Origin of the sequence: Sphingomonas horti, assembly GCF_009753715.1 — a bacterium.
Lineage (GTDB): Bacteria > Pseudomonadota > Alphaproteobacteria > Sphingomonadales > Sphingomonadaceae > Sphingomonas_B > Sphingomonas_B horti.
On the sequence record NZ_WQMS01000014.1, the window covers coordinates 42,590 to 65,315 of the forward strand.

26 protein-coding genes and 1 pseudogene are annotated in these 22,726 nt (G+C 67.4%); 15 read left to right on the forward strand and 12 right to left on the reverse strand.

Going from position 1 to position 22,726, the window contains the following annotated elements:
* Positions 1 to 47 precede the first annotated feature (47 nt).
* On the forward strand, positions 48 to 707 hold the full coding sequence (locus GON01_RS11895) for a Crp/Fnr family transcriptional regulator (protein WP_157027603.1): 660 nt from the start codon (positions 48 to 50) through the stop codon (positions 705 to 707).
* On the opposite strand, the gene queA is transcribed toward GON01_RS11895, so the two are convergent.
* The 5 genes from queA to GON01_RS11920 form a co-directional block, all read right to left on the reverse strand.
* The gene (queA, locus tag GON01_RS11900; RefSeq protein ID WP_157027604.1) at positions 704 to 1,729 is read right to left on the reverse strand and encodes a tRNA preQ1(34) S-adenosylmethionine ribosyltransferase-isomerase QueA; all 1,026 of its coding nucleotides are present in this window, start codon (positions 1,727 to 1,729) and stop codon (positions 704 to 706) included. The two genes, GON01_RS11895 and queA, sit on opposite strands and share 4 nt — an antisense overlap.
* 18 nt (positions 1,730 to 1,747) lie before the next feature.
* Positions 1,748 to 2,485 (reverse strand): peptidylprolyl isomerase, encoded by a 738-nt coding sequence (locus GON01_RS11905; protein WP_157027605.1) that lies wholly within the window; start codon positions 2,483 to 2,485, stop codon positions 1,748 to 1,750.
* Between the two features lie 66 nt (positions 2,486 to 2,551).
* Positions 2,552 to 3,052, reverse strand: a complete 501-nt coding sequence (coaD, locus tag GON01_RS11910) for a pantetheine-phosphate adenylyltransferase (RefSeq protein WP_157027606.1) — start codon at positions 3,050 to 3,052, stop codon at positions 2,552 to 2,554.
* Between the two features lies 1 nt (position 3,053).
* Entirely contained in the window at positions 3,054 to 3,953 is a 900-nt protein-coding gene (locus GON01_RS11915; protein ID WP_157027607.1) for a polyprenyl synthetase family protein, read from the reverse strand.
* A gap of 4 nt (positions 3,954 to 3,957) precedes the next feature.
* Entirely contained in the window at positions 3,958 to 4,209 is a 252-nt protein-coding gene (locus tag GON01_RS11920; protein WP_157027608.1) for an exodeoxyribonuclease VII small subunit, read from the reverse strand.
* A gap of 117 nt (positions 4,210 to 4,326) precedes the next feature.
* On the opposite strand from GON01_RS11920, the gene GON01_RS11925 reads away from it, so the two are divergent.
* The 4 genes from GON01_RS11925 to GON01_RS17355 are packed head-to-tail and all read left to right on the forward strand — an operon-like array spanning position 4,327 to position 8,241.
* A complete protein-coding gene (locus GON01_RS11925; protein WP_181599946.1) occupies positions 4,327 to 4,983 on the forward strand; it encodes a DUF4331 family protein in 657 nt (218 codons plus the stop codon).
* Positions 4,983 to 5,684: a hypothetical protein gene (locus tag GON01_RS11930; RefSeq protein ID WP_157027610.1), complete on the forward strand. Its 702-nt coding sequence runs from the start codon at positions 4,983 to 4,985 to the stop codon at positions 5,682 to 5,684. The genes GON01_RS11925 and GON01_RS11930 overlap by 1 nt, the downstream gene beginning before the upstream one ends.
* On the forward strand, positions 5,666 to 7,009 hold the full coding sequence (locus GON01_RS11935) for a tetratricopeptide repeat protein (protein ID WP_157027611.1): 1,344 nt from the start codon (positions 5,666 to 5,668) through the stop codon (positions 7,007 to 7,009). The genes GON01_RS11930 and GON01_RS11935 overlap by 19 nt, the downstream gene beginning before the upstream one ends.
* Positions 6,994 to 8,241, forward strand: coding sequence for a HupE/UreJ family protein (locus GON01_RS17355; protein WP_157027612.1), 1,248 nt, complete (start codon positions 6,994 to 6,996; stop codon positions 8,239 to 8,241). Before GON01_RS11935 ends, GON01_RS17355 begins: the two co-directional genes overlap by 16 nt.
* Here GON01_RS17355 and GON01_RS11945 read toward each other — a convergent pair.
* The gene (locus GON01_RS11945) at positions 8,217 to 9,722 is read right to left on the reverse strand and encodes a replicative DNA helicase (RefSeq protein WP_157027613.1); all 1,506 of its coding nucleotides are present in this window, start codon (positions 9,720 to 9,722) and stop codon (positions 8,217 to 8,219) included. The two genes, GON01_RS17355 and GON01_RS11945, sit on opposite strands and share 25 nt — an antisense overlap.
* A gap of 176 nt (positions 9,723 to 9,898) precedes the next feature.
* Here GON01_RS11945 and GON01_RS11950 point away from each other — a divergent pair, with 176 nt between their 5' ends.
* Genes GON01_RS11950 through GON01_RS11975 form a run of 6 tightly spaced genes read left to right on the forward strand, consistent with a single transcriptional unit; the run spans position 9,899 to position 12,885 of the window.
* Positions 9,899 to 10,381, forward strand: coding sequence for a UPF0262 family protein (locus GON01_RS11950; RefSeq protein WP_157027614.1), 483 nt, complete (start codon positions 9,899 to 9,901; stop codon positions 10,379 to 10,381).
* Between the two features lies 1 nt (position 10,382).
* A complete protein-coding gene (locus tag GON01_RS11955; RefSeq protein WP_157027615.1) occupies positions 10,383 to 10,823 on the forward strand; it encodes a cytidine deaminase in 441 nt (146 codons plus the stop codon).
* Between the two features lie 39 nt (positions 10,824 to 10,862).
* Positions 10,863 to 11,804 carry an AraC family transcriptional regulator gene (locus GON01_RS11960; protein WP_157027616.1) on the forward strand — a complete coding sequence of 314 codons (942 nt, stop codon included), beginning with the start codon at positions 10,863 to 10,865 and terminating at the stop codon, positions 11,802 to 11,804.
* On the forward strand, positions 11,773 to 12,327 hold the full coding sequence (dcd, locus tag GON01_RS11965) for a dCTP deaminase (RefSeq protein ID WP_157027617.1): 555 nt from the start codon (positions 11,773 to 11,775) through the stop codon (positions 12,325 to 12,327). Before GON01_RS11960 ends, dcd begins: the two co-directional genes overlap by 32 nt.
* Before the next feature lie 29 nt (positions 12,328 to 12,356).
* Complete coding sequence (locus GON01_RS11970) at positions 12,357 to 12,605, forward strand: type II toxin-antitoxin system Phd/YefM family antitoxin (RefSeq protein ID WP_157027618.1); 249 nt, start codon at positions 12,357 to 12,359, stop codon at positions 12,603 to 12,605.
* Positions 12,592 to 12,885: a type II toxin-antitoxin system RelE family toxin gene (locus tag GON01_RS11975; protein ID WP_157027619.1), complete on the forward strand. Its 294-nt coding sequence runs from the start codon at positions 12,592 to 12,594 to the stop codon at positions 12,883 to 12,885. Before GON01_RS11970 ends, GON01_RS11975 begins: the two co-directional genes overlap by 14 nt.
* Before the next feature lie 59 nt (positions 12,886 to 12,944).
* Here GON01_RS11975 and sdhA read toward each other — a convergent pair whose 3' ends face one another.
* From sdhA to sdhC, 3 genes are read right to left on the reverse strand one after another with little or no spacing between them, the layout of a single operon-like run.
* Entirely contained in the window at positions 12,945 to 14,735 is a 1,791-nt protein-coding gene (gene sdhA / locus GON01_RS11980) for a succinate dehydrogenase flavoprotein subunit (RefSeq protein ID WP_157027620.1), read from the reverse strand.
* The gene (gene sdhD / locus GON01_RS11985) at positions 14,735 to 15,121 is read right to left on the reverse strand and encodes a succinate dehydrogenase, hydrophobic membrane anchor protein (RefSeq protein WP_157027621.1); all 387 of its coding nucleotides are present in this window, start codon (positions 15,119 to 15,121) and stop codon (positions 14,735 to 14,737) included. The genes sdhA and sdhD overlap by 1 nt, the downstream gene beginning before the upstream one ends.
* A complete protein-coding gene (gene sdhC, locus GON01_RS11990; protein WP_157027622.1) occupies positions 15,121 to 15,537 on the reverse strand; it encodes a succinate dehydrogenase, cytochrome b556 subunit in 417 nt (138 codons plus the stop codon). The genes sdhD and sdhC overlap by 1 nt, the downstream gene beginning before the upstream one ends.
* Positions 15,538 to 15,690: 153 nt before the next feature.
* Here sdhC and GON01_RS11995 point away from each other — a divergent pair, with 153 nt between their 5' ends.
* The 4 genes from GON01_RS11995 to GON01_RS12010 all read left to right on the forward strand — a co-directional run bounded on the left by GON01_RS11995 (position 15,691) and on the right by GON01_RS12010 (position 19,423).
* Complete coding sequence (locus GON01_RS11995; protein WP_309503195.1) at positions 15,691 to 17,052, forward strand: methyl-accepting chemotaxis protein; 1,362 nt, start codon at positions 15,691 to 15,693, stop codon at positions 17,050 to 17,052.
* Positions 17,053 to 17,180: 128 nt separating this feature from the next.
* Complete coding sequence (locus GON01_RS12000; RefSeq protein ID WP_157027623.1) at positions 17,181 to 17,861, forward strand: SDR family NAD(P)-dependent oxidoreductase; 681 nt, start codon at positions 17,181 to 17,183, stop codon at positions 17,859 to 17,861.
* Positions 17,851 to 18,783, forward strand: coding sequence for a 50S ribosomal protein L11 methyltransferase (locus GON01_RS12005; RefSeq protein WP_157027624.1), 933 nt, complete (start codon positions 17,851 to 17,853; stop codon positions 18,781 to 18,783). The genes GON01_RS12000 and GON01_RS12005 overlap by 11 nt, the downstream gene beginning before the upstream one ends.
* A gap of 13 nt (positions 18,784 to 18,796) precedes the next feature.
* Positions 18,797 to 19,423 carry a TIGR02117 family protein gene (locus GON01_RS12010; RefSeq protein ID WP_232328822.1) on the forward strand — a complete coding sequence of 209 codons (627 nt, stop codon included), beginning with the start codon at positions 18,797 to 18,799 and terminating at the stop codon, positions 19,421 to 19,423.
* On the opposite strand, the gene GON01_RS12015 is transcribed toward GON01_RS12010, so the two are convergent.
* The 3 genes and pseudogenes from GON01_RS12015 to ligA form a co-directional block, all read right to left on the reverse strand.
* The gene (locus GON01_RS12015; RefSeq protein WP_309503198.1) at positions 19,395 to 20,006 is read right to left on the reverse strand and encodes a CHRD domain-containing protein; all 612 of its coding nucleotides are present in this window, start codon (positions 20,004 to 20,006) and stop codon (positions 19,395 to 19,397) included. The genes GON01_RS12010 and GON01_RS12015 overlap by 29 nt on opposite strands.
* 129 nt (positions 20,007 to 20,135) lie before the next feature.
* Positions 20,136 to 20,240 (reverse strand): annotated as a pseudogene (locus GON01_RS17435) (PEPxxWA-CTERM sorting domain-containing protein); the annotation flags it as partial.
* Between the two features lie 307 nt (positions 20,241 to 20,547).
* Complete coding sequence (ligA, locus tag GON01_RS12025; protein WP_157027626.1) at positions 20,548 to 22,629, reverse strand: NAD-dependent DNA ligase LigA; 2,082 nt, start codon at positions 22,627 to 22,629, stop codon at positions 20,548 to 20,550.
* Between the last annotated feature and the right edge of the window lie 97 nt (positions 22,630 to 22,726).

The following is a 22,726-nucleotide window of genomic DNA, read 5'->3' on the forward strand; positions in this document are numbered from 1 at the left end:
CGTTTCCGCGGTTGTAGCGGCAACGGCTTTGCACAAATATCACTCGGGTGACATTCGACCTGCCCGCAACGCTCCGCCGCAACCGCTGGTTCGCGCGCCGCACCCCGGCCTTGCAGGAGCGGCTGTGCGCGGAAGGGCAGGTCATCCGCCTCGCACCCGGTCAATGGGTCTATAGCGAAGGCGATCCGGACACGGGCCTGTGCGCGGTGCTGGAAGGCGCGTTGAGGCTGGAAGTCGCCGTCGATGCCGAGCGCGACGTGTTGATCGGATTGGCGCAGCCCGTCAGCATCCTCGGCCAGAGCCGCCGGCGCGGCGGCGGTCCGCGCATCGTCACCACGCGCGCGCAAGGGCCGGCGACGATCCTGGCGATCTCGGACGCGGCGCTCGACCGCATCGCCGCGGCGCATCCCGACGTGTGGAAGGACGTAAGCGAGCTTGTCTACGAGCAACTCGACGCGATCGTCCACCTGGCCGCGCAATTGCTGGTGCTGAAGCCGCGCGCCCGCGTCGCGGCCCGCCTGCTGCAGCTCGGTGGCGAGGGCCAGGTGCAGGCACGCCAGTCGGACCTGGCGGAAATGTGCGGCATCACCCGCAAGGCGGTGAACGACCATCTCGCCGCGCTGGAGCAGGCCGGCCTGATCGAACGGGCCTATGGCGCGGTCAGGCTTTTGTCGCCCGCCGCCCTCGGCCAGATCGCGCGCGGCTAGGGGAGCAGCAGCGAGGCGTCGCCGTAGCTGTAGAAGCGATAGCCGCTCGCGATTGCGTGCGCATAGGCAGCCAGCATGCGTTCGCGGCCCATCAGCGCCGAGACCAGCATGAACAGCGTGGATTTCGGCAGGTGGAAATTGGTCATCAGGCCATCGATCGCGCGGAAGCCGTAGCCGGGGGTGATGAAGATCTCCGTGTCACCCTCGAACGCTTGGATGCGGCCGTCTTCCGAGGCCGCGCTTTCGAGCAGGCGGAGGCTGGTGGTGCCGACGGCGATCACCCGGCCGCCTTTCCCGCGCACCGCGTTCAGCCGCTCGGCGGTGGCGGTGTCGATGCGGCCCCATTCGGCATGCATCCGGTGGTCGGCCGTGTCCTCCGCCTTGACCGGCAGGAACGTGCCGGCGCCGACGTGAAGCGTCAGGGTTTCGTGCCCGATCCCGGCCTGGGCCAGCGCCGTCATCAGCGCGGGTGTGAAGTGCAGCGCGGCCGTCGGTGCGGCAACGGCGCCCTTCTCTCGCGCGAACATCGTCTGGTAATCGGCGCGATCCCGCTCGTCCGCCTCGCGCTTGCTCGCGATATAGGGCGGCAGCGGCATCCGGCCGGCACGGTCGAGCAGCACTTCGACCGGGTCGTCGCCAAGGAAACGAAGCAGGAAGCTGCCGTCGGCATTGCGCGCCTCCGCAATCGCGCGGACGTCGGCGGGGAACTCGATCTCGTCACCGATCCGCAGCCGCTTGGCGTTGCGGATGAAAGCGTGCCAGCGCCTGAGGTCCTGCCGCTTGTGCAGCGTGGCCCCGATTCGCGCTTCCCCGCGCCGCCCCTCGAGCTGGGCCGGGATCACGCGGGTGTCGTTGAACACGAGGCAGTCCCCCGCGCGCAGCAGTGCCGGCAGCTCGCTAACGATGTGGTCGGCGCGGCGATCGCCGTCGAGCACCAGCAGCCTCGCGCTGTCCCGCGGCTCGGCGGGACGGAGCGCGATGCGGTCCTGCGGCAGGTCGAAATCGAATAGATCGACCTTCATAATGCGGTCCGATGCCGCTTAGTTGACGGGCTGAGGCATCGGTTCGGGGGTCGGCGTCGGCGCTGGGGCAGGCGTGGGCGAAGGAGCCGGCGCTGCCGCCTCTGGTGCCGCGGTCGGCGTGGGAACAGGCGTCGGCGCCACGGCCGGCAGCGGCACCGGCGCCGCGTTCTCCCCGTCCGCCTGGATCCAGGCCTTGACGATGTGCGTGGGATTGGCCGGCGGCTCGCCCTTCTCGATCGCGTCGACGAACTGCATGCCGGAAATGACGCGGCCGAAGACGGTGTAGTGATTGTCGAGGCGCAGCGTCGGCATCAGCATGATGAAGAATTGGCTGTTGGCGGAATCGGCCGCCTCCGCGCGGGCCATCGAAACGGCGCCGCGCACGTGCGGCAGGTCGTTGAACTCGGCTTTCAGGTCGGGAAGGGGCGAGCCGCCCTCTCCGGTGCCTTTGGGATCGCCGCCCTGCGCCATGAAGCCGTCGATCACGCGGTGAAAGGTGAGGCCGTTGTAGAAGCCGGCGCGCGTCAGCGTCTTGATCCGCTCGACCGTGTTCGGCGCCTTGTCGGGGCGAAGCTGGATCAGGACCGGACCGCCGGTCGACAGCTGCAGCACCCAGGTGTCGGCGGGCGTCACCGGCGGCGTGACCGGCGCGGCCGCAGGGGTCGGCGTCGGTTCCGGCTTCGGCGCCTTCTTCGCGATCGCCGCCGTCGCAAAGATCGCGCCGAACAAGGCAAGGATGGCGGCAATCAGGCGCATTCGAAACTCCGTCTCCGGGAAACTCGGGCCGCTAGTCGAACGCGGCTTAGCGGCGGCTGAATAGGGCTAATCGCCCTTCCGGCCAAGCCTTTCGACGCGGGCGACGACATCCTGGGCGACGGCGGGCGTGACGAACTTGCCGATATCGCCGCCATAGATCGCGATTTCCTTGACCAGCCGCGACGCGATCGGCTGCAGCGACACATCGGCCATCAGGAAGACGGTCTCGATCCGGTCGTTGAGCTGCTGGTTCATGCCGGCCATCTGATATTCGTATTCGAAGTCGGCGACGGCGCGCAGCCCGCGCACGATCACCGACGCGCCCTGCCGCTCGGCGAAGGTCATCAGCAGCGAATCGAACGGCACCACGTCGATATGGCCGGCTTCGCCGTCGACCTCGCGGCGGACCATCTCGATCCGCTCCTCGACCGAGAACATCGGAGATTTGGACGGATTGGTGGTGACGCCGATCACCAGCCTGTCGACCAGCTTGGCGCCGCGCCGGATGATGTCCATATGCCCCAGGGTGATCGGGTCAAACGTGCCCGGATAAACGCCTGTCCTCATCTTACCTGTCCCGATCGATGATGTAGCTTGCGATCGCGCGCAGCAGGTCGGCCTCGCTGCCATGGTCGCTCAAATGCTCGATCGCCTGCGCGACCAGCAGCCGCGCCTGCTCACGCGCGCGGTCGACACCCAGGTGCGACACGAACGTCGCCTTGCCCGCCGCCGCGTCCTTGCCGACCGCCTTGCCCGCGGTTTCCGCGCTTCCTTCGACGTCGATCAGGTCGTCGACGATCTGGAAGGCGAGGCCGACGTTGCGGGCATAGCCGCGTAGGTGCGTTCGGCCCTCGGGCGGGATGCGCCCCATGATGGCGCCGGCCTCGAGGCAAAAGCCGAACAGCGCGCCCGTCTTCAGCTGCTGGAGCCGGGTGACGGTCGCAAGATCCATCACCACGGCACTTGCCGCCAGGTCCATCATCTGCCCGCCCGCCATGCCGCTCGGCCCGGCGGCGCGCGCGAGCTCAAGGCACAGCTCGGCGCGGACGAACGGATCGGCATGAGTGGCGGGATCGGCGAGCACTTCGAAGGCGAGCGCGTGGAGCGCGTCGCCCGCCAGCACCGCGGCCGCTTCGTCGAACGCGCGGTGGACGGTCGGCTTGCCGCGCCGGACGTCGTCGTCGTCCATTGCCGGCAGGTCGTCATGGACCAGCGAATAGACATGGATGCATTCGATCGCTGTGGCGACGCGCAGGGCGGCGGCGCGATCGACGGCATAAAGCTCGCATGATGCGCAGACCAGCAGCGGCCGCAGCCGCTTGCCCCCGCCAATCGCGGCATAGCGCATCGCCTCGTACAACCGGCGGCGCGGATCGTCGGGAATCGCGAGCAGCAGGTCGAAGGCGTGATCGATGTCGCGCGCAACCTGCGCCATCGCATGCCCCAGCCCCGTGCCCCCCCTGGTCATCGGATCAGCCGCCGTCGAACGGCTGCACGCCCGTCGGCCGACCGTCCTGGCCCAGAGTGATCTTCTCGATCCGCGCCTGGGCGTCGGCCAGCCGCGCTTCGCACTGGCCGCGCAGCTTGTCACCCTCGGCGTAGAGCAAGATCGACTCGTCCAGCGAAGCCTCGCCGCTTTCCAGTCGCGACACGATCGCCTCCAGTCGCTTCAGCGCGTCCTCGAACGACAAATCGGTAACATGTGTTGGCGCGATGTCCGTCATGCATCCGCTATGATCACAGGCCGTATCTTGGTCAATCGGGGCGTCATTTTCGTCGACGAGTGGCTTTACGATCTGCCCGGAGAGGCAGAGGCTTGGCCGCAGAACAGGGAGGGTGACATGCGCATCTCACGCACGTGGATGACGCTGGGGGCGACGGCGCTTGCCTTGCCTCTGGCACTCGTATCGGCCGATTACGCGACCAGAGCCGCCGACCACCTCGATCCACCGGCCCGAACCGACAAGGATTTCGATCCGACGCCTGACGTGCCGGCCGATATCGCCGATGTGTTCGCCTGGTACACGCCCACCTCCATCGTCGTTGCCCTGACCTTTGCCGGTCCGCAGCCGGGCAACATGCCGCCGTTCTACGACCGTGACGTGCTCTACACGATCAACATCTCGAACGCAGGCGCACGCACCGATCCGGAAATCCAGATCCGCTTCCGCTTCGGCTTCGACGGCCAGTCGCCGGGCGTCCAGTTCACCGGCATACCCGGCACGACCGGACCGCTTCAGGGCCCGGTGCAGACGGTTCTGCAACAGGGCGGCGTGAAGGCCATCGCCGGCGTGTTCGACGATCCCTTCTTCTTCGACCTGCTCGGCTTCAGGGAGACGCGCTCGACGGGCACGCTCGCGATCCGCAACACGCGCGATTTCTTCGACGGGCAGAACGACACATCGGTCGTGATCGAGATTCCGCGCTCTGCGGTGCTGAACGGCACCAATCCATTGGACGTCTGGGCGGATACCGCCCGTTTCGGAGGGAATCTGTGATGCGCGCGCTTCCGCTCCTCGCCCTCGCCCTGACATTGCCCGCGCTCAATGCCTGCAGCAGCGACAGCAGCACCGCGGCTCCGCGGCCCGGCCCGATCGGCTCGACACCCACGCCGACGCCCACGCCGTCGCCGACCGCGACCGGGACCGCATTCGACGTGACGCGATGCCTGAACCAGCAGGTCGCGCCCGGCGTCAGCGTGGCAAATCTGGTGATACCGGACACGGTCAAGCTCGACGTGACGAAGCCGAACGGTTTCCCGAACGGGCGCGGGCTGAACGATCCCGTCGTTGACCTGACTCTGGCCGTTATCTTCCTCGACCTGACGAAACATCCGGCCAATCTGCTGGCGAGTCTGCCGCTCGATCCGCCGGGGAACGAAGTGAAGACCTTGCCCGATTTCCCGTATCTCGCGCCGGCCAACGGCAACCCGCCGCTGCCTCCGGCCGGCGGCACCAACTTCAACTTCAGGACCGATCCACCCTCCGCGTATGTGCGGGTCGACCGCATGGGCATGCCGGCCGTGGCGACGGCGCTCGTGTCCAGCTCGATGAAGAACGCCTATAATGATGCGAACCCGACGGACGACGCCTCCGGCAAATTCGTGGTCGAGCTCGGCACGACACTGACCCACCTCACCGAACAACTGGCCGACGATTTCCAGCGGCTGAGCCTCAACATGTGCGCGACGCCCATTTGACCCTCGCCGCGCGCCCGCTGCCGGTGCGGGCGCTCGCCGGGCTGCTGGTCGCGGCGCTGGCGGTGTTCGCGCTCGCGCGGTGGCTGGAGCCGCGCGCGATTCCGGAACGGCCGATCCGGCAGAGCAGCGCAGGGCCGCCGAGCTACGCCGCCGCGGTCCGTGACATTGACCGCAAGCTGACCGGCTTGAGGCCGCTCGCCGATGCACGGACTGATGACTGGCTGATGCAGGAGCGGATCGCGCACCAGCTGATGCAGCGCGCGCGGCTGACCGGCTCGTTCCGCGACTATGCCGATGCGCAGGCGACGCTGGACCGGGGCTTCGCCATGGCCACACCAGGCGCCGGCCCCCACCTCACCCAGGCCGCGCTCGCGCTCAGTCTGCATCGGCTCGCCCTCGCCGAGCGGATGCTTGATGCCGTCGACCATTATGCCGTGCCGGCGGAGGCGGAAGTGCGCGCGGGCGCCGATGCGATGCGCGGCGACATCGCGCTTTATCGGGGCCGCTACGCGGCGGCAGAGCAGGCCTATCTGGCTCTGTCGAAGATCGGCGATCGGCCCGACCAGCGGCTGGCGATCTTCTGGTCGGTCACAGGGCGCCCTGACGACGCATTGGCAGCGCTCCGGCGCGTCGAGCGGGCCGGCCTGACGCCAGGCCAGGCACTGGCGCAGCTCGCGCTGTTGCGTGGCACCATCGAGCTGCGGCGCGGCGATTGGGATGCGGCCGACGCCGCCTTTGCCGACGCAGCGCGCCGCTTCCCCGGCTGGTGGCTCACCGCCGCCTACCAGGCGCAGATGCTCGCCTTGCGCGGCCGCTTGCCCGAAGCGACACGCGCATTCGAGGCGCTGGCCCAGCGCAACGACGATCCGGCGCTTCGTGACGCCATTGCCGGCATCTACAGGGCGCGCGGGGACTATGCCCGCACCGAGCTCTGGGCCGAGCGTGCTGCGCGCGGCTGGGACGAACGGCTGCGCCTGCTGCCCGAAGCGGCGCTGGGTCACGCTGTGGAGCACGAGCTGGCATTCGGCACGCCTGCGCGCGCGCTGGCCCTGGCGCGGCAGGATTTCGCCAATCGTCCGCACGGGGCGACCGCGATCGCGCTCGGCTGGGCGCTGATCGCGAACAATCGGCCGGCAGAGGCGCTGCGGGTGATCGACGCGGTCAACCGCTCCAGCTGGCAATCGGCCGAACAGCATCTGGTCGCGGCGCGGGCGCATGGGTTGCTCGGCCAAAGCGAGGCCGCCGACGCCGAGCAGGACAGGGCGCTTGGTCTCAATCCGCACGCGCTCGATCCGAACGCGACGCTCCTGTGGTACGGCCATTGATCCGGCTGCTCGCCTGGCTGGCGCTGTTGCTGGCGGCAGCGCCCGTGACCGCGCACCTGACGCCCAACTCCGAAATCCGGCTCGACTTCGGGGAGCGCCGGGTCGAGGCCGAGGCAATCGTCCCTCTTTCCGAGCTCAGCTTCGCGCTGCATCGCCAAATCCCGGATGTCGTCGGTCCGGTTCGCGATGCGGAGGCGCGCCGCTATCTGGCGACTCGCCTCGGCGTTCCCGGCTGGCAGGTGCGGCCGCTCGCTTTCGAGGTCGTGCACGAAGCCGGTCCGCCCGATCTGCGCGCGCGCTACATGCTGATCCCGCCATCGGGAACGACCCCGCGCCGCTTCGACCTCCACTACAGCGCGGTGATCGACCGCGTACCCAATCACATCGTGCTGGTCGTCGCGCGCAATGATTTCGCCGGCGGCCACTTGTCGGAACGGGCGCAGATGCTGGGCGGCCTCCAGCCCGGCGCGACGGTGCTGCGCGTCGACCGCGGGGCGGGCAGCGACTGGCGCGGCTTCGTCTCCGCGATCCGGCTCGGCATGCATCATATCGCGGAAGGGCACGACCATTTGCTGTTCCTGATCGCGCTGCTGCTGCCGGCGCCGGTGCTCGCGGCGGGGCGGTTCTGGAACGGCTATGGCGGCTGGCGCCATACGATGCGCACGCTGGTGGCCGTGGTCAGCGCCTTCACCGTCGGCCATTCGGTGACGCTGATCGGCGGCGCCTTCTTCGGCTGGCAGCTGCCGGTGCAGCCGGTCGAGGTCGGCATTGCGGTCTCGATCCTGGTCTCCGCCATTCATGGCTGGCGCCCGCTCTTCCCCGGGCGCGAGGCCTTCGTCGCCGCCGGCTTCGGGCTGATCCACGGCCTTGCCTTCGCGACGTTGATCGGGCGTTTCGGCCTCGACCCGATGCAGAAGGCGAAGTCGATCCTCGGCTTCAACCTGGGCATCGAGCTGGTGCAGCTGATGGTCGTCGCCGCGGTGATGCCGCCGCTGGTCATGCTGGCGCGAACCCGCTGGTATCCCGCCGTCCGCACCGGCGGCGCCGCTTTCGCTGGGATCGCCGCGACAGCCTGGATCCTGGAACGAAGCCTGGGCGTGGACAATCCGGTGGGCCGGCTGATCGACAGCGGCCTCTCCCACGCGGCCTGGCTGTTCGCCGCGCTGATCCTCGGCGCGCTCCTCGCCTTCGCGAGCGAGCGGCGGCCTCAGCTCATCCGCTGGGGCAGATAGGCGTCGTCGACGAAGTCGCTGAACTTGGTGATGTTGCTCTCGAACTTCAGCCGCACCTTGCCGGTGGCGCCGTGGCGCTGCTTGGCGATGATCAATTCGGCCTTCTGGAACGCCTCCTGCATTTCCAGCTGCCACTGACGATAGGCTTCATCCGCCTTGGGGTCGGCGCTGTCGCCCTTCGGCTCCTTGGCGGCGACGTAATATTCCTCGCGATAGACGAACAGGACGATGTCCGCGTCCTGCTCGATCGAGCCAGATTCGCGCAGGTCCGACAGCTGGGGCTTCTTATCCTCGCGCTGCTCGACCGCGCGGCTGAGCTGCGACAGCGCCATCACCGGCACGTTCAGCTCCTTGGCAAGCGTCTTCAGGCCGCGGCTGATCTCGGAGATTTCCTGCACGCGGTTATCGCCGCTGTTCTTGCCCCCACCGGTCAGCAGCTGCAGATAATCGACGATGATCAAGCCGATGCCGTGCTTGCGCTTCATCCGCCGCGCGCGGGTGCGCAGCGCCGCGATCGTCAGCCCAGGCGTGTCGTCGATGTAGAGCGGCAGATTCTCAAGCTCGGCCGCGGCGCGCGCGAAATGGTTGAACTCCTCCCGGCTCAGCGAGCCGGAGCGGATTTTCGACCCGACCACGCCGGATTGCTCGGCCAGGATGCGCGTCGCCAGCTGGTCGGAGGACATTTCGAGGCTGAAAAAAGCAACCGGCGCCCCCAGCGTCTTGGCCGGATCGATGCCGTCGTCCATATCGCGCTGGTAACGCTGCGCCGCGTTGAACGCGATGTTGGTGGCCAGCGACGTCTTACCCATGCCCGGCCGCCCGGCGAGGATCAGCAGGTCGGACCGCTGCAGGCCGCCGGTGCGGTGGTTCACATCGGTCAGGCCCGTCGTGACGCCGGAGATGTGGCCGCCCGAATTCTGCGCCTTTTCCGCCTGCTGCACGGCCAGCAGCGTCGCCTGGCGGAAGGTCTTGGTGCCGCCGGTCTCGCCGCCCTGCTCGGCGACGCGGTAGAGCGCTACCTCGGCTTCCTCGACCAGCCCTTTGGGGTTGATCTCCTCCGACGTGTCGAGCGCCTTTTCGACCATGTCGCGGCCGACACCGACCAACTCGCGCAACAGCGCCAGGTCATAGACCTGCTCGGCAAAGTCACGCGCGCCGATCAGCGCCGCGCCGCTTCCCGTCAGCTGGGCCAGATAGGCCGGGCCACCCAGCTCCTTCATCGCCTCGTCGGCCTCGAACATCGGCTTCAGCGTCACCGGGTTCGCGACCATGTTGCGGTCGGCGAGCTTCAGGATCGCGTCGTAGATGCGGCCGTGGATGCTCTCGAAGAAATGCTCAGGCTTCAGCTTCAGCTGGACATCCTCGACCAGCCGGTTGTCGATCATTAGCGCGCCCAGCAGCGCCGCCTCCGCCTCGATGTTGCAGGGCAGAGTCTGAGCAGCGCCCTCCACGGGCGGGACGAGTCGGATGGGGTCGGCCATGATGCGCCCATTGTCCGCTGTTTCGGAGTCCGGCTCAAGCTGTTCAAACTGTGGATAACGAGGACGAAAATTCCCCGTCATGCCAGCCCGAGCCGGACCCGCCTTCTTGCAAGGACAGGTGGGCCCCGGGTCAAGCGCGGGATGACGAAGGGCATCGACACGGCTAGACGAACCACATGTCCGATCCGCGGATCATTGCCATCGACCTGGACGAGCACACGATCCTGTGGCGGTCGGCGGATGTCGAGCAGGAGCGGCGGATCGCGATCTTCGATTTGCTCGAAGGCAACCAGTTCGCGCCGCAGCGCGAGCATCCGGACGGCTATGCCGGCCCTTACCGGATCAAGCTGCGCGTCGAGGAAGGGCGGCTCGCGATCGACATGTTCCGCGAGGACGGGTCGCATCTCGAGACGCTGGTGCTCGGGCTCGGCCGCTTTCGGCGCCCGATCAAGGATTATTTCGCGATCTGCGACAGCTACTATCAGGCGATCCGCCATGCCTCCCCGCAACAAATCGAGACGATCGACATGGCCAGGCGCAGCATCCACAACGACGCCGCCGACTTGCTGAAGGAAAGGCTGGCCGGCAAGATCGAGGTCGATTTCGACACCGCGCGCCGCCTGTTCACGCTCATCTGCGTGCTGCATATCAAGGGATGAAATGACGAAACACCAACTGATTGCTGCCGCACGCGACGCGGCACGCAACGCCCACGCGCCCTATTCGCGCTGTGGCGTGGGCGCCGCCTTGCTGATGCACGACGGTTCCGTCGTGACCGGCTGCAATTTCGAGAATGCGAGCTACGGCCTCTCGCTCTGCGCCGAGACCGTCGCACTCGCCAAGGCGAACAGCGAGGGCCGGCTGCGCGACGTGGTGGAAGTCGCGGTGGTCGGCGGCACGCTTGGCGATAGTGGGCTGGGCGGACGCGCGCCGGTCAGCCCGTGCGGCCGCTGCCGGCAGGTGCTGAACGAATCGGCACAGCTTAGCGGCCGCGACCTGGTCGTCCACTGCGCGGCGGCCGAGGGCGAGGCGGTCGAGACCTACCGCCTGTCGGAGCTGCTGCCCCATGCCTTCGGCCCGGCGGACCTTGGCCTCGAATGATGCGCAACCCGTCCGCCCACGCGCCGTTTACTTGACGTGATGCCGCCGAAACTCGCGTTCGACGTCGATTACTGGCTGCCCGATCCGCGCCTCGACGGCCTGGTTTCGGGCTATCACCGCTATGCGATCGAGCCGGCCGCCGGCGAACGACACCGGGACGTGTTCTTCCCCGGCTGGGCGAATATGCGCTTCCACGTCGCCGGCGAACATTGGCGCGTCAGGCTCGGCGACGACAGCTTCGACGTGCCGCGCACTGCCCTGTTCGGTCCGACCAGCAAAGCCGGCTACAGCGAAGGCGCGAGCGGCATTGTCGTCGGCGCGGGCATCACGCCGCTCGGCTGGTACCGGCTGAACCGCGGCGATGCGGTCGGCTTCGCCGATCGGATCGCGCCGCTGGCGGAGCTGATCGGAAGCGAAGCCGCGCCGCTCGCCACGGCCGCCGCCGCGCCGCGTGAGGACATCAAGGCGCGTTTCGATACGATCTTCCTGCGGCTGCTGGACCAGCCCCGCTCGGATGAAGCGCGGGTGGCGCAGGTCCATCGCTATCTGATGGACCCCGGCCAGGGCGGCGTCGCCGAGATGGCGGCCAGGCTCGGCCTGTCGCACCGCACCCTGAATCGGGTCGCCCGCGCTGCGTTCGGCTTCGGTCCGAAGCTGCTGGTCCGTCGGGCCCGCTTCCTGCGCTCGCTGATGGCGCTGCGCGGCGCGAGCGCCAGCACCTGGGCCTCGCGCATCGAAAGCAGCTATTACGACCACTCGCACTTCAATCGCGACGCGCAGGAATTCCTCGGTATGTCGCCGGGCGAGTTCATGCGCCTGCCCAAGCCGCTCAACGACGCCTCGGCCCGGCTGCGCATGCAAATCCTGGGTGCTCCGGCCCAGGCGCTGCTCCATCCGCGATTGACCGAACCGGCGCGAGCCTCGAAAGGATCAGCGGGGAGGCATACCGATGGCGATTCTGTCCGACCGCTGGATTCGTGAACAGGCACTGGCGAACGGCATGATCGAGCCGTTCGTCGAAAGCCAGCGGCGCGAGGGCTGCATCAGCTACGGCCTATCCAGCTATGGCTATGACGCGCGGGTTGCGGACGAGTTCAAGATCTTCACCAATGTCGACAATGCGGTCGTCGACCCGAAGGATTTCGCGGGCAACAGCTTCGTCGATCGCAAGACTGACGTCTGCATCATCCCGCCGAACAGCTTCGCACTCGCCCGCACGGTCGAATATTTCCGCGTGCCCCGCGACGTGCTCGTCATCTGCCTCGGCAAGTCCACCTATGCGCGCTGCGGCATCATCGTGAATGTAACTCCGCTGGAACCCGGCTGGGAAGGCCATGTGACGCTGGAATTCTCCAATACCACGCCGCTCCCTGCCAAAATCTACGCCAACGAAGGCGCCTGCCAGTTCCTGTTCCTCCAGGGGAACGAGCCGTGCGAGGTCAGCTACGCGGACCGCGCGGGCAAATATATGGGCCAACAGGGCGTGACGCTGCCGCGGTTGTGAAGACCGGATTTTCGTATTATATATTAGTCATGCTCGATCCCATTCTTGCCGCAACCAGCGTAAGCATCAGCCAGCTTAAGAAGAATCCGTCAGCAGTGATCGAGGCAGCGGAAGGTTTTCCGGTTGCCGTGCTCAATCACAATACGCCTACGGCTTACCTGATCCCCGCCAAGGCATGGGAAGAGCTGATCGATCGCCTCGAGGACATTGAACTCGCTGAGATCGTTCGCGAGCGTCAGGGTGAAAAGCGCGTCAGGGTGCGGCTTGAAGACTTATGAACTCGATTTCGTCGAGGCCGCGCTGAAGGAATGGCGTAAACTCGACGATAGCGTTCGCGCGCAATTCAGAAAGAAGCTGTCGGAGCGGGTCCGAAACCCGCACGTTCCGTCTGCACGGCTTTCCGGCCTCCCCAATTGCTATAAAATCAAGCTACGACGTGTGGGCTATCGACTAGTCTATCAGGTGGAGGATGATCAGCTAGTCGTTATCGTAATCGCGATTGGTCGCCGCGACCGCAACGAGGCATATAATATCGCGGCCGGACGGCTCGACAACTAGCGCGCCGCACTGGGACCACCGTGCAGGTTATTCGCGACGTCCCGCACGGCACTAAAGCCTCAATACACCCGCTTCTTCGGCTTGATGTATTCGACGTCGTCGGTGAGCGTGTAGTTGTGGACCGGGCGGTAGTCGATCGCCACCGCCTCGCCCGCGCCCAGCCATGCGACCGTGTGCTTCATCCAATTGGCGTCGTCGCGGTCCGGGTAATCCTCGTTCACGTGCGCGCCGCGGCTTTCGTGGCGGTTCGCGGCGGAGTGCATCGTCACGACAGCCTGGTCGAGCAAGTTGTCGAGCTCCAGCGTCTCAACCAGGTCGGTGTTCCAGATCAGCGAGCGGTCGCTGACCTTCACGTCGGCAATGCCCTTGGCGATCGCGTCGATCTTCGTCTGGCCTTCGGCGAGCAGTTCGTTGTTGCGGAACACCGCGCAATGCGCCTGCATCGTCCGCTGCATGTCGCGGCGGAGTTGGGCGGTCGGCGAGCCGCCGTTCGCATAGCGGAATTTGTCGAGCCGGGTCAGCGCCTGCTCCTCCGAGCCCTTGGGCAGCGGATTGTGCGGCGTATTCGGCTTCAGGATTTCGGCGACCCGGAGCCCTGTCGCACGGCCGAACACGACCAAGTCGATCAACGAATTGGAGCCGAGACGATTGGCGCCGTGCACCGACACGCACGCCGCCTCGCCGACCGCGAACAGGCCGGGCACAACATGGTCCGGATTGCCGTCCTTCACCGTCACGACCTCGCCGTGATAATTGGTCGGAATGCCGCCCATATTATAGTGGACGGTCGGCACCACCGGCAGCGGCTGGCGGGTCAGATCGACGCCGGCGAAAATCTTGCCGGTCTCCGTAATGCCGGGCAGCCGCTCGTGCAGGATTTTCGGATCGATATGGTCGAGGTGAAGGAAGATGTGGTCCTTCTCCTTGCCGACGCCGCGCCCTTCTCGGATCTCCATCGCCATAGAGCGCGAGACCACGTCGCGCGAGGCGAGGTCCTTCGCGGACGGCGCGTAGCGCTCCATGAAGCGCTCGCCTTCAGAGTTGGTGAGATATCCGCCCTCGCCGCGCGCGCCTTCGGTGATCAGCACGCCGGCGCCGTAGATGCCGGTCGGGTGGAACTGCACGAACTCCATGTCCTGGAGCGGCAGGCCGGCACGCAGCACCATCGCGTTGCCATCGCCGGTGCAGGTATGCGCGGAGGTTGCCGAGAAATAGCAGCGACCATAGCCGCCGGTCGCCAGCACCGTGTTGTGCGCGCGGAAGCGGTGGATCGTGCCGTCTTCCATGCAGAGCGCGATCACGCCCCGGCACTCGCCATTCTCCATGATCAGGTCGAGCGCGAAATATTCGATGAAGAAGTCGGCGTCGTATTTCAGGCTCTGCTGATAGAGCGTGTGGAGCATCGCGTGCCCGGTCCGGTCCGCCGCCGCGCAGGTACGCTGGGCGGGCGGGCCTTCGCCCATATTCTGCATCATGCCGCCGAACGGCCGCTGGTAGATCTTGCCCTCGGTCGTCCGGCTGAACGGCATGCCGGCATGTTCGAGCTCATAGACCGCGGCCGGCGCCTCGCGGACCAGATATTCGATCGCGTCCTGATCGCCCAGCCAGTCCGATCCCTTGACGGTATCGTACATGTGCCAGGTCCAGTGGTCCGGCCCCATGTTGCCGAGCGACGCGGCGATGCCGCCCTGCGCGGCGACCGTGTGGCTGCGCGTCGGGAACACCTTGGTGATGCAGGCGGTCTTCAGGCCGGAATTGGCGATACCCATCGTCGCGCGCAGGCCGGCGCCGCCCGCGCCGACGACGACCGCGTCATAGGTATGGTCGATGATCTTATATGCGTCGGCCATCAGACCGCACCCCCGGTGAAGGCGATCTTGAGGATCGCGAAGATCGCGAAGGCGGCCATCGCGATGGTGTAGAAATTCAGCAGCACGAGCATCACCACCCGCGACTCGCCATGCTGGTAATCCTCGATGACGACCTGCAGCCCCAATCGGAAATGCCAGAAGACGCTCAGCACCAGCAGGATCATCGGGATCGCGGCCAGCGGCTCCGAAAGCCACGCCATGATCGTCGCGTGATCATAATGCGGCAGCCGCAGCAGCGAGAACAGGAACCACAGCATCAGCAGCAGGTTGGAGCCCGCTGTCAGTCGCTGGATCCACCAGTGATGCGCGCCTTCCTTGGCGGAGCCGAGACCGCGCACGCGGCCGATTTCGGTGCCGGTGCCCATCAGCCCTTCACTCCGATCAGATAACCCCAGAACAGGATGGTCAGCACGATCGCGGCCACCCAGGTTGCCTGGGCGGACATCTTGTTGCCTTTCAGCTCGTAATTGGCGCCGGCGTCCAGGAAGAAATGCCTGATGCCCGAGCTCATATGCTGGAAGAAGGTGAGCGTCAGGCCGATGCCGAAGATATAGCCGACGATATTCAGCGCGCCGGACTTGTAGGTGAAGATGTCGAGGAACTCGCCATAGGCGGCCTCCCCGCTGGCCGCTGCCGCCAGCCACCAGACCAGCAGCACGGCGCCGACCGTCGCCATGCCGGTGCCGGTCGCGCGGTGCAGGATCGACGTCGCCATGCCCGGCCCCCAGCGCCAGATGCTGAGATGCGGCGAAAGCGGCCGCTGGCGGTTGCTGCTGCTCATCTGGGCCCCTGTCTAGGATGGTTGCGGCGCCCGTCTTAATCATTGCCGCGCGGCATGCAACGGGCAGGACTGGGCGCGACGCGTGTTTAACCGGAGCTTTACCAGCGTGCGGCTAGTCACGCGCTACCTGGCGTATCGAAGGAAAGACGTGACGTGAGCTCCCCCAAGGCCTCCAAAAGACCCGACCCGCAGGCGCAGATCACGATTTCCATCCGCGAACGGCTGCAGGAGTTCGACCGCGACGGAACGCTCGCCGCGAATCTTCGCGAGGCCTATGAGCTGATGCGCCCGCACGAGGAAGATGTCGCCCGCGCCTTCTGGTCCGCGTTCGACGAATCGCCCTATGTGCAGCCGAAGAACACGGCCGACACGCTCGATAGCCGGATCAAGGCCAGCATCGACTACAGCCGCGAGAAATTTACCAACGTCACCGGCCAGCGCTGGGCGGACATGGCGCTCACCAATGCGGCATGGGCCGAGCGGGCGGGCGTGCCGCTGTTCGCGACGATGGCGGCGTTCGCCGCGGCTTATGACGTGGTCGTCCGTATCGTGTTCCGCGGCTGCGACGGCGACACTGAGAAGCTTGCGCGGCTCGGTCGCGCGCTTCGCCAGATGGGGATGATGGAAGCGGAGATCATGGCCGCTTTCGTCAGTGAATATCGCGCCCGCGAAGCTGCCGCGACTCGCTCCGACCAGGCCGACAAGTTCCAGGACCGTATCGCGTCGGAAGTGACCTCCGCCGTGTCGCTCGGCGAGTCGCTGCGCACCCAGGCGGCCGAGGCTTCGGTGGCCGCGCGCGGCATGCTCGGAAAGTCGTCCGAAGTCGCCGCCGCCGCCGAGCAGTCGGCGGTCGCGATGCGCGAGGCGGCGCACACCGCAGCCGGCTTGATCCGCGCGATCGAGGACGCGCGCAACGAAGTCGAAATCGCGGCCAACATCGCCACCCGCGCCGCATCGCAGGCGTCGGACGCGGTCAGCGTGTCGGAGGCCTTGTCCAACCACGCCGAGTCGATCGAATCGATCCTGGGCCTGATCCGCGACATTGCGGGCCAGACCAATCTCCTTGCTCTGAACGCCACGATCGAGGCGGCGCGCGCCGGCGATGCCGGCCGCGGCTTCGCGGTGGTGGCGCAGGAAGTGAAGAGCCTCGCCAACCAGACCGCGCGCGCCACCGACGACATCGCCGCCAAGATCGCCGCCATCCAGGCCGCCACCCGCACCACGGTGGAAGCGAACGGGTCGATCCGCGCGACGGTCGGCGAAGTCCAGCAGTCCGCCGACCGCATCCGCTCGGCGATGGAGACGCAGGCGCAGACGGTGACGATGATCACCGCCGCGGTCGACGAAACCGCGCTCGCGGCCGACTCCATGTCCTCCACGATCGCCTCGATCCGCGAGGATACCGAGACCGTCGCCAGCGAGATCGATCAGCTCGAGACCGGCTTCCGCAAGGTCGACACCCAGCTCGGCCAGCTGAAGCACGCCGCGCAGGATTATGTGAAGCTGGTGGCTTGATTCCGTCACCCCGGACTTGATCCGGGGCCCACCTTCTTAGCCGTCATTCGAAAGAAAGACGTGGATGCCGGATCAAGCCTGGCATGACGGGTTGGCGTGTTGAGCAACTGCGGGTAACCGCCGCCATCATGACCAACGTCCTCCTCACCGGCGCATCGCGCGGGATCGGCGCGGCCTGCGCCGAGGCGCTTCAGTCCCAGAATCTTGTCGGCACTAGCAGCGCCGACGGCGACCTCGCCGATCCGGCCACGCCCCGCAGGCTGTGGGACCGTGCGCTGGAGCGGCTGGGCGGACGGATCGACGTGCTGGTCAACAACGCCGGCGTGTTCGAAGCGGCGCCGATCGACCTCGCCCATGATGAATGGGTCGGCCAATGGGAACGGACGATTCGGATCAACCTGACCGCCTCGGCCGAGCTCTGCCGCCTCGCCGTGCTCCACTTCCGCGAGCATGGCGGCGGCCGGATCGTCAACGTCGCCAGCCGCGCCGCCTACCGCGGCGACTCGCCGGCGCACTGGCATTATGCCGCGTCCAAAGCCGGAATGGTCGGCATGACCAAGTCGATCGCCCGCGGCTTTGCGCGGGAAAACATCCTCGCCTTTGCGGTCTGTCCCGGCTTCACGATGACCGGCATGGCCGACGACTATCTGGCGAGCCGCGGCGGCGACAAATTGCTGGCCGACATCCCGCTCGGCCGGGTCGCGACGCCCGACGAAGTCGCCAGCGCCGTCCGCTACCTCGCGCTGGAGGCGCCGCCGTCGATGACCGGTGCCGTCATCGACATCAACGGCGCGAGCTATGTCCGCTGACAGCTGGAAGCTGACGCTCCCGTGCACCCGCGCGGAGGCGGAGGCGATCGATGCGGGCGCGATCGCGATCGACGCGGTGCTGATGACGACCGAGACGGTCGAGGACGATGTCGAGAAATGGCGCCTCGACGCCTATAGCGAGGCCAAGCCCGACGCGGCGATGATCGCCGCCATCCGCGCACTGGTGCCCAGTGCCGCCGGCATCGCGCCCCGGATCGAGCCGCTCACCGATGCCGATTGGGTGGCGATGAGCCAGCAGGGGCTGGAGCCCATCCGCGAAGGGCGCTTCCTCGTGCATACCGACGCTCACCCGGTCGCGGCTCTGCCTGGCGAACGCGCTTTCCTGATCAACGCCGGCCAGGCGTTCGGCACCGGCCATCATGCAACGACCTCGGGCTGCCTCGCGATGCTCGACCGGCTCGCCGGGCGCGGCTTCACAAACGCCATCGATCTCGGCACCGGCACCGGCCTGCTCGCATTCGCGGCGCGCCATCTCTGGCCCGGCGCGCGGGTGACGGCGACCGACATTGACCCGGTCGCGATCGACGTCACGCGCGAGAACGCCGCACTGAATCGCGTCGACGGGATCGAGCTGGTCGTCGCGGATGGCGCGCGCGATCCGGTCATCACCGCGGCGGGTCCCTATGACCTGATCCTCGCGAACATCCTGGCCGGGCCGCTGATCGCGATGGCGCCTGAAATCGCGGCCATCGCCGCGCCCCATGCGACGATCGTGCTCGCCGGCCTGCTCGCCACGCAGGCGGAGGCAGTGCAGGCGGCCTATCGCGCGACCGGCTGCACGGTCGCGGAGGCGGAGACGCGCGGCGACTGGACGATCCTGCGCCTGACCGCCGCCGAGCAGGCCTTCGCCGGGCCGATTCCCGATGTCACCGGCCGGGAAAATTGGGCCCGCGATATCTAGGGAGGACGCTCGCTTGAGGCTGCTCGGCTGGCTGCTGATGCTTCCGCTGCTCTACCTCGCAGCCGGCGCGATCGGCGGGGCGGTCCCGCGCAATGCCGGCTGGCGGGAGGCCGGGGACGGCGTCACCATCTATGTCGCGACAAACGGCATCCACACCGGCCTCGTGCTGCCCGCGCGCGCAGGGGGCATAGACTGGTCCACGATCGCCCGGCCGCAGGACATCGCCGACCCGCGCTATGCCGGGCGCTGGCTGTGGTTCGGCTGGGGCGAGCGCGATTTCTACCTGAACACGCCGACCTGGCGCGAGCTGTCGCCCCGCACTGCCCTCCATGCGCTGGCCGGCAGCGACCGCACGCTGATGCATGTCGACCATCTGCTCGCGCCCTGGGGCGACGCGCGTCCGATCCGGCTGAGCCCGGAACAGTACCACCGGCTGGCGGCGGCGATCCGCGCCAGCTTCGATCCGGCCGATCGCCGCCCCATCCGCGGCTATGATGTCGCCGACGTCTTCTACCCGGCACGTGGCCACTATGACGCGATCCGCACCTGCAACTGGTGGACCAGCCGCATGCTTGCCCGCGCGGGTGTTCGCGTTGGCGCCTGGACTCCGTTCAGCGCGACAGTGATGCAGTGGTTCTGAACCGGGACACCCGCACCGCGCCGCCCAACAGGCCGAAGCCGGCGAGCATCAGCGCCCACGACGCCGGCTCGGGGACCCGCGCGAACAGCTGGCCGCGGATCTCGCCGCCCGGGAACACGCTCGAATGGACGTTCAGATAGGCCTGTCGCGCTGCCAGTCCCGCGAAGAAATCGGTGCGGGCCTGGGTCACGTTGGCGCCATGAGCGGTCACGAACGCCGGATTATACGAGCTGGCGAGCGTCATATCGAAGGTTTGATCGTAAGTGCCCGCCGTCACGCCGAGCGGGAAGCCCGGGAATGTCGGGGTGGTCGTCGCGACCTGGGCGTTAGTGCCGGCCGGCTGGCAGCAATGGATGTGCGACGCCACGGTGTTGCCGACCAGACCCGAAAAGTCGACCTGCACCCGCATCGTGTTCGCGACGTCGTCGACCGTGACGACCGCGAACCCCGAACCGGGCGTCGCGGCCGGCGGCACCTCGTGCGCGCCGATCAGCGAGGCAGTATAGACCAGCACCGCCGCAGCGGCCGGCGATGAAGCCAGGGCGGTACCGGCGGCCAGCAGAATCAATGAAGGACGAATCACGGCAGCTCTCCCCTTGTCGAGAAAACCGCAAAGCGACTCACGTGCTCCGGCAGCAGTGGCGATGTGTCCGACCGCGCCGGGGCTCGTTGCACAACCGGAATCAGGCGTTCCGGTTCCATGGGCGCGCGGTCAGCGCGATGGCAACGCCCGCGCCGCGCGGCGGCGGATCGCTGCACCGGCCAGGACGAAGCCGCCCAGCATCATCGCCCAGGTCGCCGGCTCCGGCGCGGCGGAGACGTTCGGCGCGGCGGGCACGGCGGCGGGTGCCGCATCGTAGCTCGCGAAGATCGCGTCGTCCTTCAACGTGTTCTCGAAATTGTCGATCACGACATGACCGCGCGGAAGGCCGTTGGCGCTTGGCGGCAGGACTGGCCGGTCCGCCGGCGCGGACGGAGCGGAGTCCATCAGCACCGCAGCCCAAGCCGGTGAGGTCGTCAGCATCGCGACCGAAAGAAAGACCGCCGCACGAACCATGACAGGACCCCTGCATTGGCTGGACCCGCTCTGAGGAACGAGCCGGGCCGTGGCCCGTTCCGCCTCGTTATCTAGCAGAAGCGACGATATCCGCCCACGCCGCTTCGTCGATCACGCGGATGCCGAGCTCTTCGGCCTTCTTCAGCTTCGATCCCGCGCCCGGCCCCGCCACCACCAGGTCGGTCTTGGCCGATACCGATCCGGCCACTTTCGCGCCCAGCGACAATGCCTGCGCCTTGGCCTCGTCGCGCGACATGGTCTCCAGCGTGCCGGTGAACACGACCGTCTTGCCGGTCACTTGCGACGCGCGCTCGTTCGCCTCGAATGGTCTTGGGCTGACGACGCTGAGCAGGTCATCCCACGCGGCACGGTTATGCTCCTCGGCAAAGAAGTCGGCGAGCGACTGGGCGACCACGGGCCCGACGCCCTCGACATGAGTCAGCCGCTCGAACTCCGCCGGCTCGGTCGCCGCCGCTGTCGCAATCTGCGCCAACTCCTCGACCGTGCCGAAATGCCGCATCAGGTCGCGCGCGGTGACGGTGCCGACATGGCGGATGCCGATGCCGAACAGGAAACGCACCGGATCGGGCGCGGTCTTGTCCGCGATCGCGCGGAGCAGATTGCCTGCCCAGACGCGCCCGTCCTTCTTGCGCGCGACCAATTGCTCCTCGCTCAGCCTGAAGATGTCGGCCGGGCTGTGGATCAGACCGTCGCGGAAGAAGTCCTCGATCTGCTTGCCGCCCAACCCCTCAATGTCCATCGCGCCGCGGCTGACGAAATGGCGCAGCCGCTCGACCCGCTGCGCGGGGCAGATCAGCCCGCCGGTGCAGCGGATATCGACCTCGCCTTCCTCGCGCACCGCGTCCGAACCGCATTCGGGGCAGGTGGTGGGGAAAACATAATCCGGGCGCATTTCGTCGGGCGTCAGATTCTCCAGGATTTGCGGGATCACGTCGCCCGCGCGCTGCAGCGTCACCCGGTCGCCGGGGCGGACGCCCAGTCGCGCGATCTCGTCCGCATTGTGCAGCGTCGCGTTGGTGACGACGACGCCGCCGACCGTCACCGGCTCCAGCCGCGCAACCGGCGTCAGCTTGCCGGTGCGGCCGACCTGGATGTCGATGCTCAGCAACGTGGTCTGCGCGCGCTCGGCCGGGAATTTATGTGCGATCGCCCAGCGCGGCGCTTTCGCGACCTGCCCCAGCCGCGCCTGCCAGTCGAGCCGGTCGACCTTGTAGACCACGCCGTCGATGTCGAACGGCAGGTCGGCGCGCATTGCTTCGATCTTGCGGTAATGGGCCAGCGCCTCGTCGACATTCTCGACCCGCACCAGCAGATCGGTCACCGGCAGTCCCCAGCTTTCGATCGCGCGCATCATGCCGGCCTGTGTATCGGCGGGCAGCGCCGACGCCTCGCCCCAGCCGTGCGCGAGAAAGCACAGCGGCCGCGACGCAGTGACCGACGGGTCCTTCTGCCGCAGCGATCCGGCGGCGGCATTGCGCGGATTGGCGAACACCCGCTCCCCCGCCAGCCGCTCGTTCAGCTGGGCGAAGTCGGCCTTGGACATGTAAACTTCGCCGCGGATTTCGAATGTCTCCGGCACCGCGTGCTCCGGCGAAGGCCGGAGCGGTGCGAGCGCAGAGCACTGGCCTTCGCCGGAGCACAGCTGGTGCGGCACGTCCCCGATCGTCCGAACGTTCGCGGTCACATCCTCCCCGACCGTCCCGTCCCCGCGCGTCGCCGCCAGCACCAGCCGCCCGCGCTCGTAGCGGAGCGAGCAGGACAGCCCGTCGATCTTCGGCTCTGCGGTCAGCGCAATCGGCTCCCCCTCGGCCAGGTTCAGGAACCGCCGCACCCGCCCGACGAATTCGCGCACATCCTCGTCGGAAAAGGCGTTGTCGAGGCTGAGCATCGGCCTGGCATGAGCAACCTTCGCCAGATGCGCCGCCGGCGCCGCCCCGACCAGCTTCGCCGGACTATCGGCGCGCACCAGCTGCGGATACTCCGCCTCCAGCGCGGCATTTTCCCGCACCAGCGCGTCATACTCGGAGTCCGAAATCTCGGGCGCGTCGTCGGTGTGATAAAGCCGACTATGCCGCGCAATCTCGGCGGCGAGAAAGGCAAGGCGCTCGGCGGCTTCCGTTTCGGTCATGTCCGTTGATCTGCCATTTGCGCTTCTCTCCGTCACCCCGGCCTCCGAGCCGGGGTCCCGCTTTTCGTCGGACTGACAAAAGGAAGCGGGACCCAGG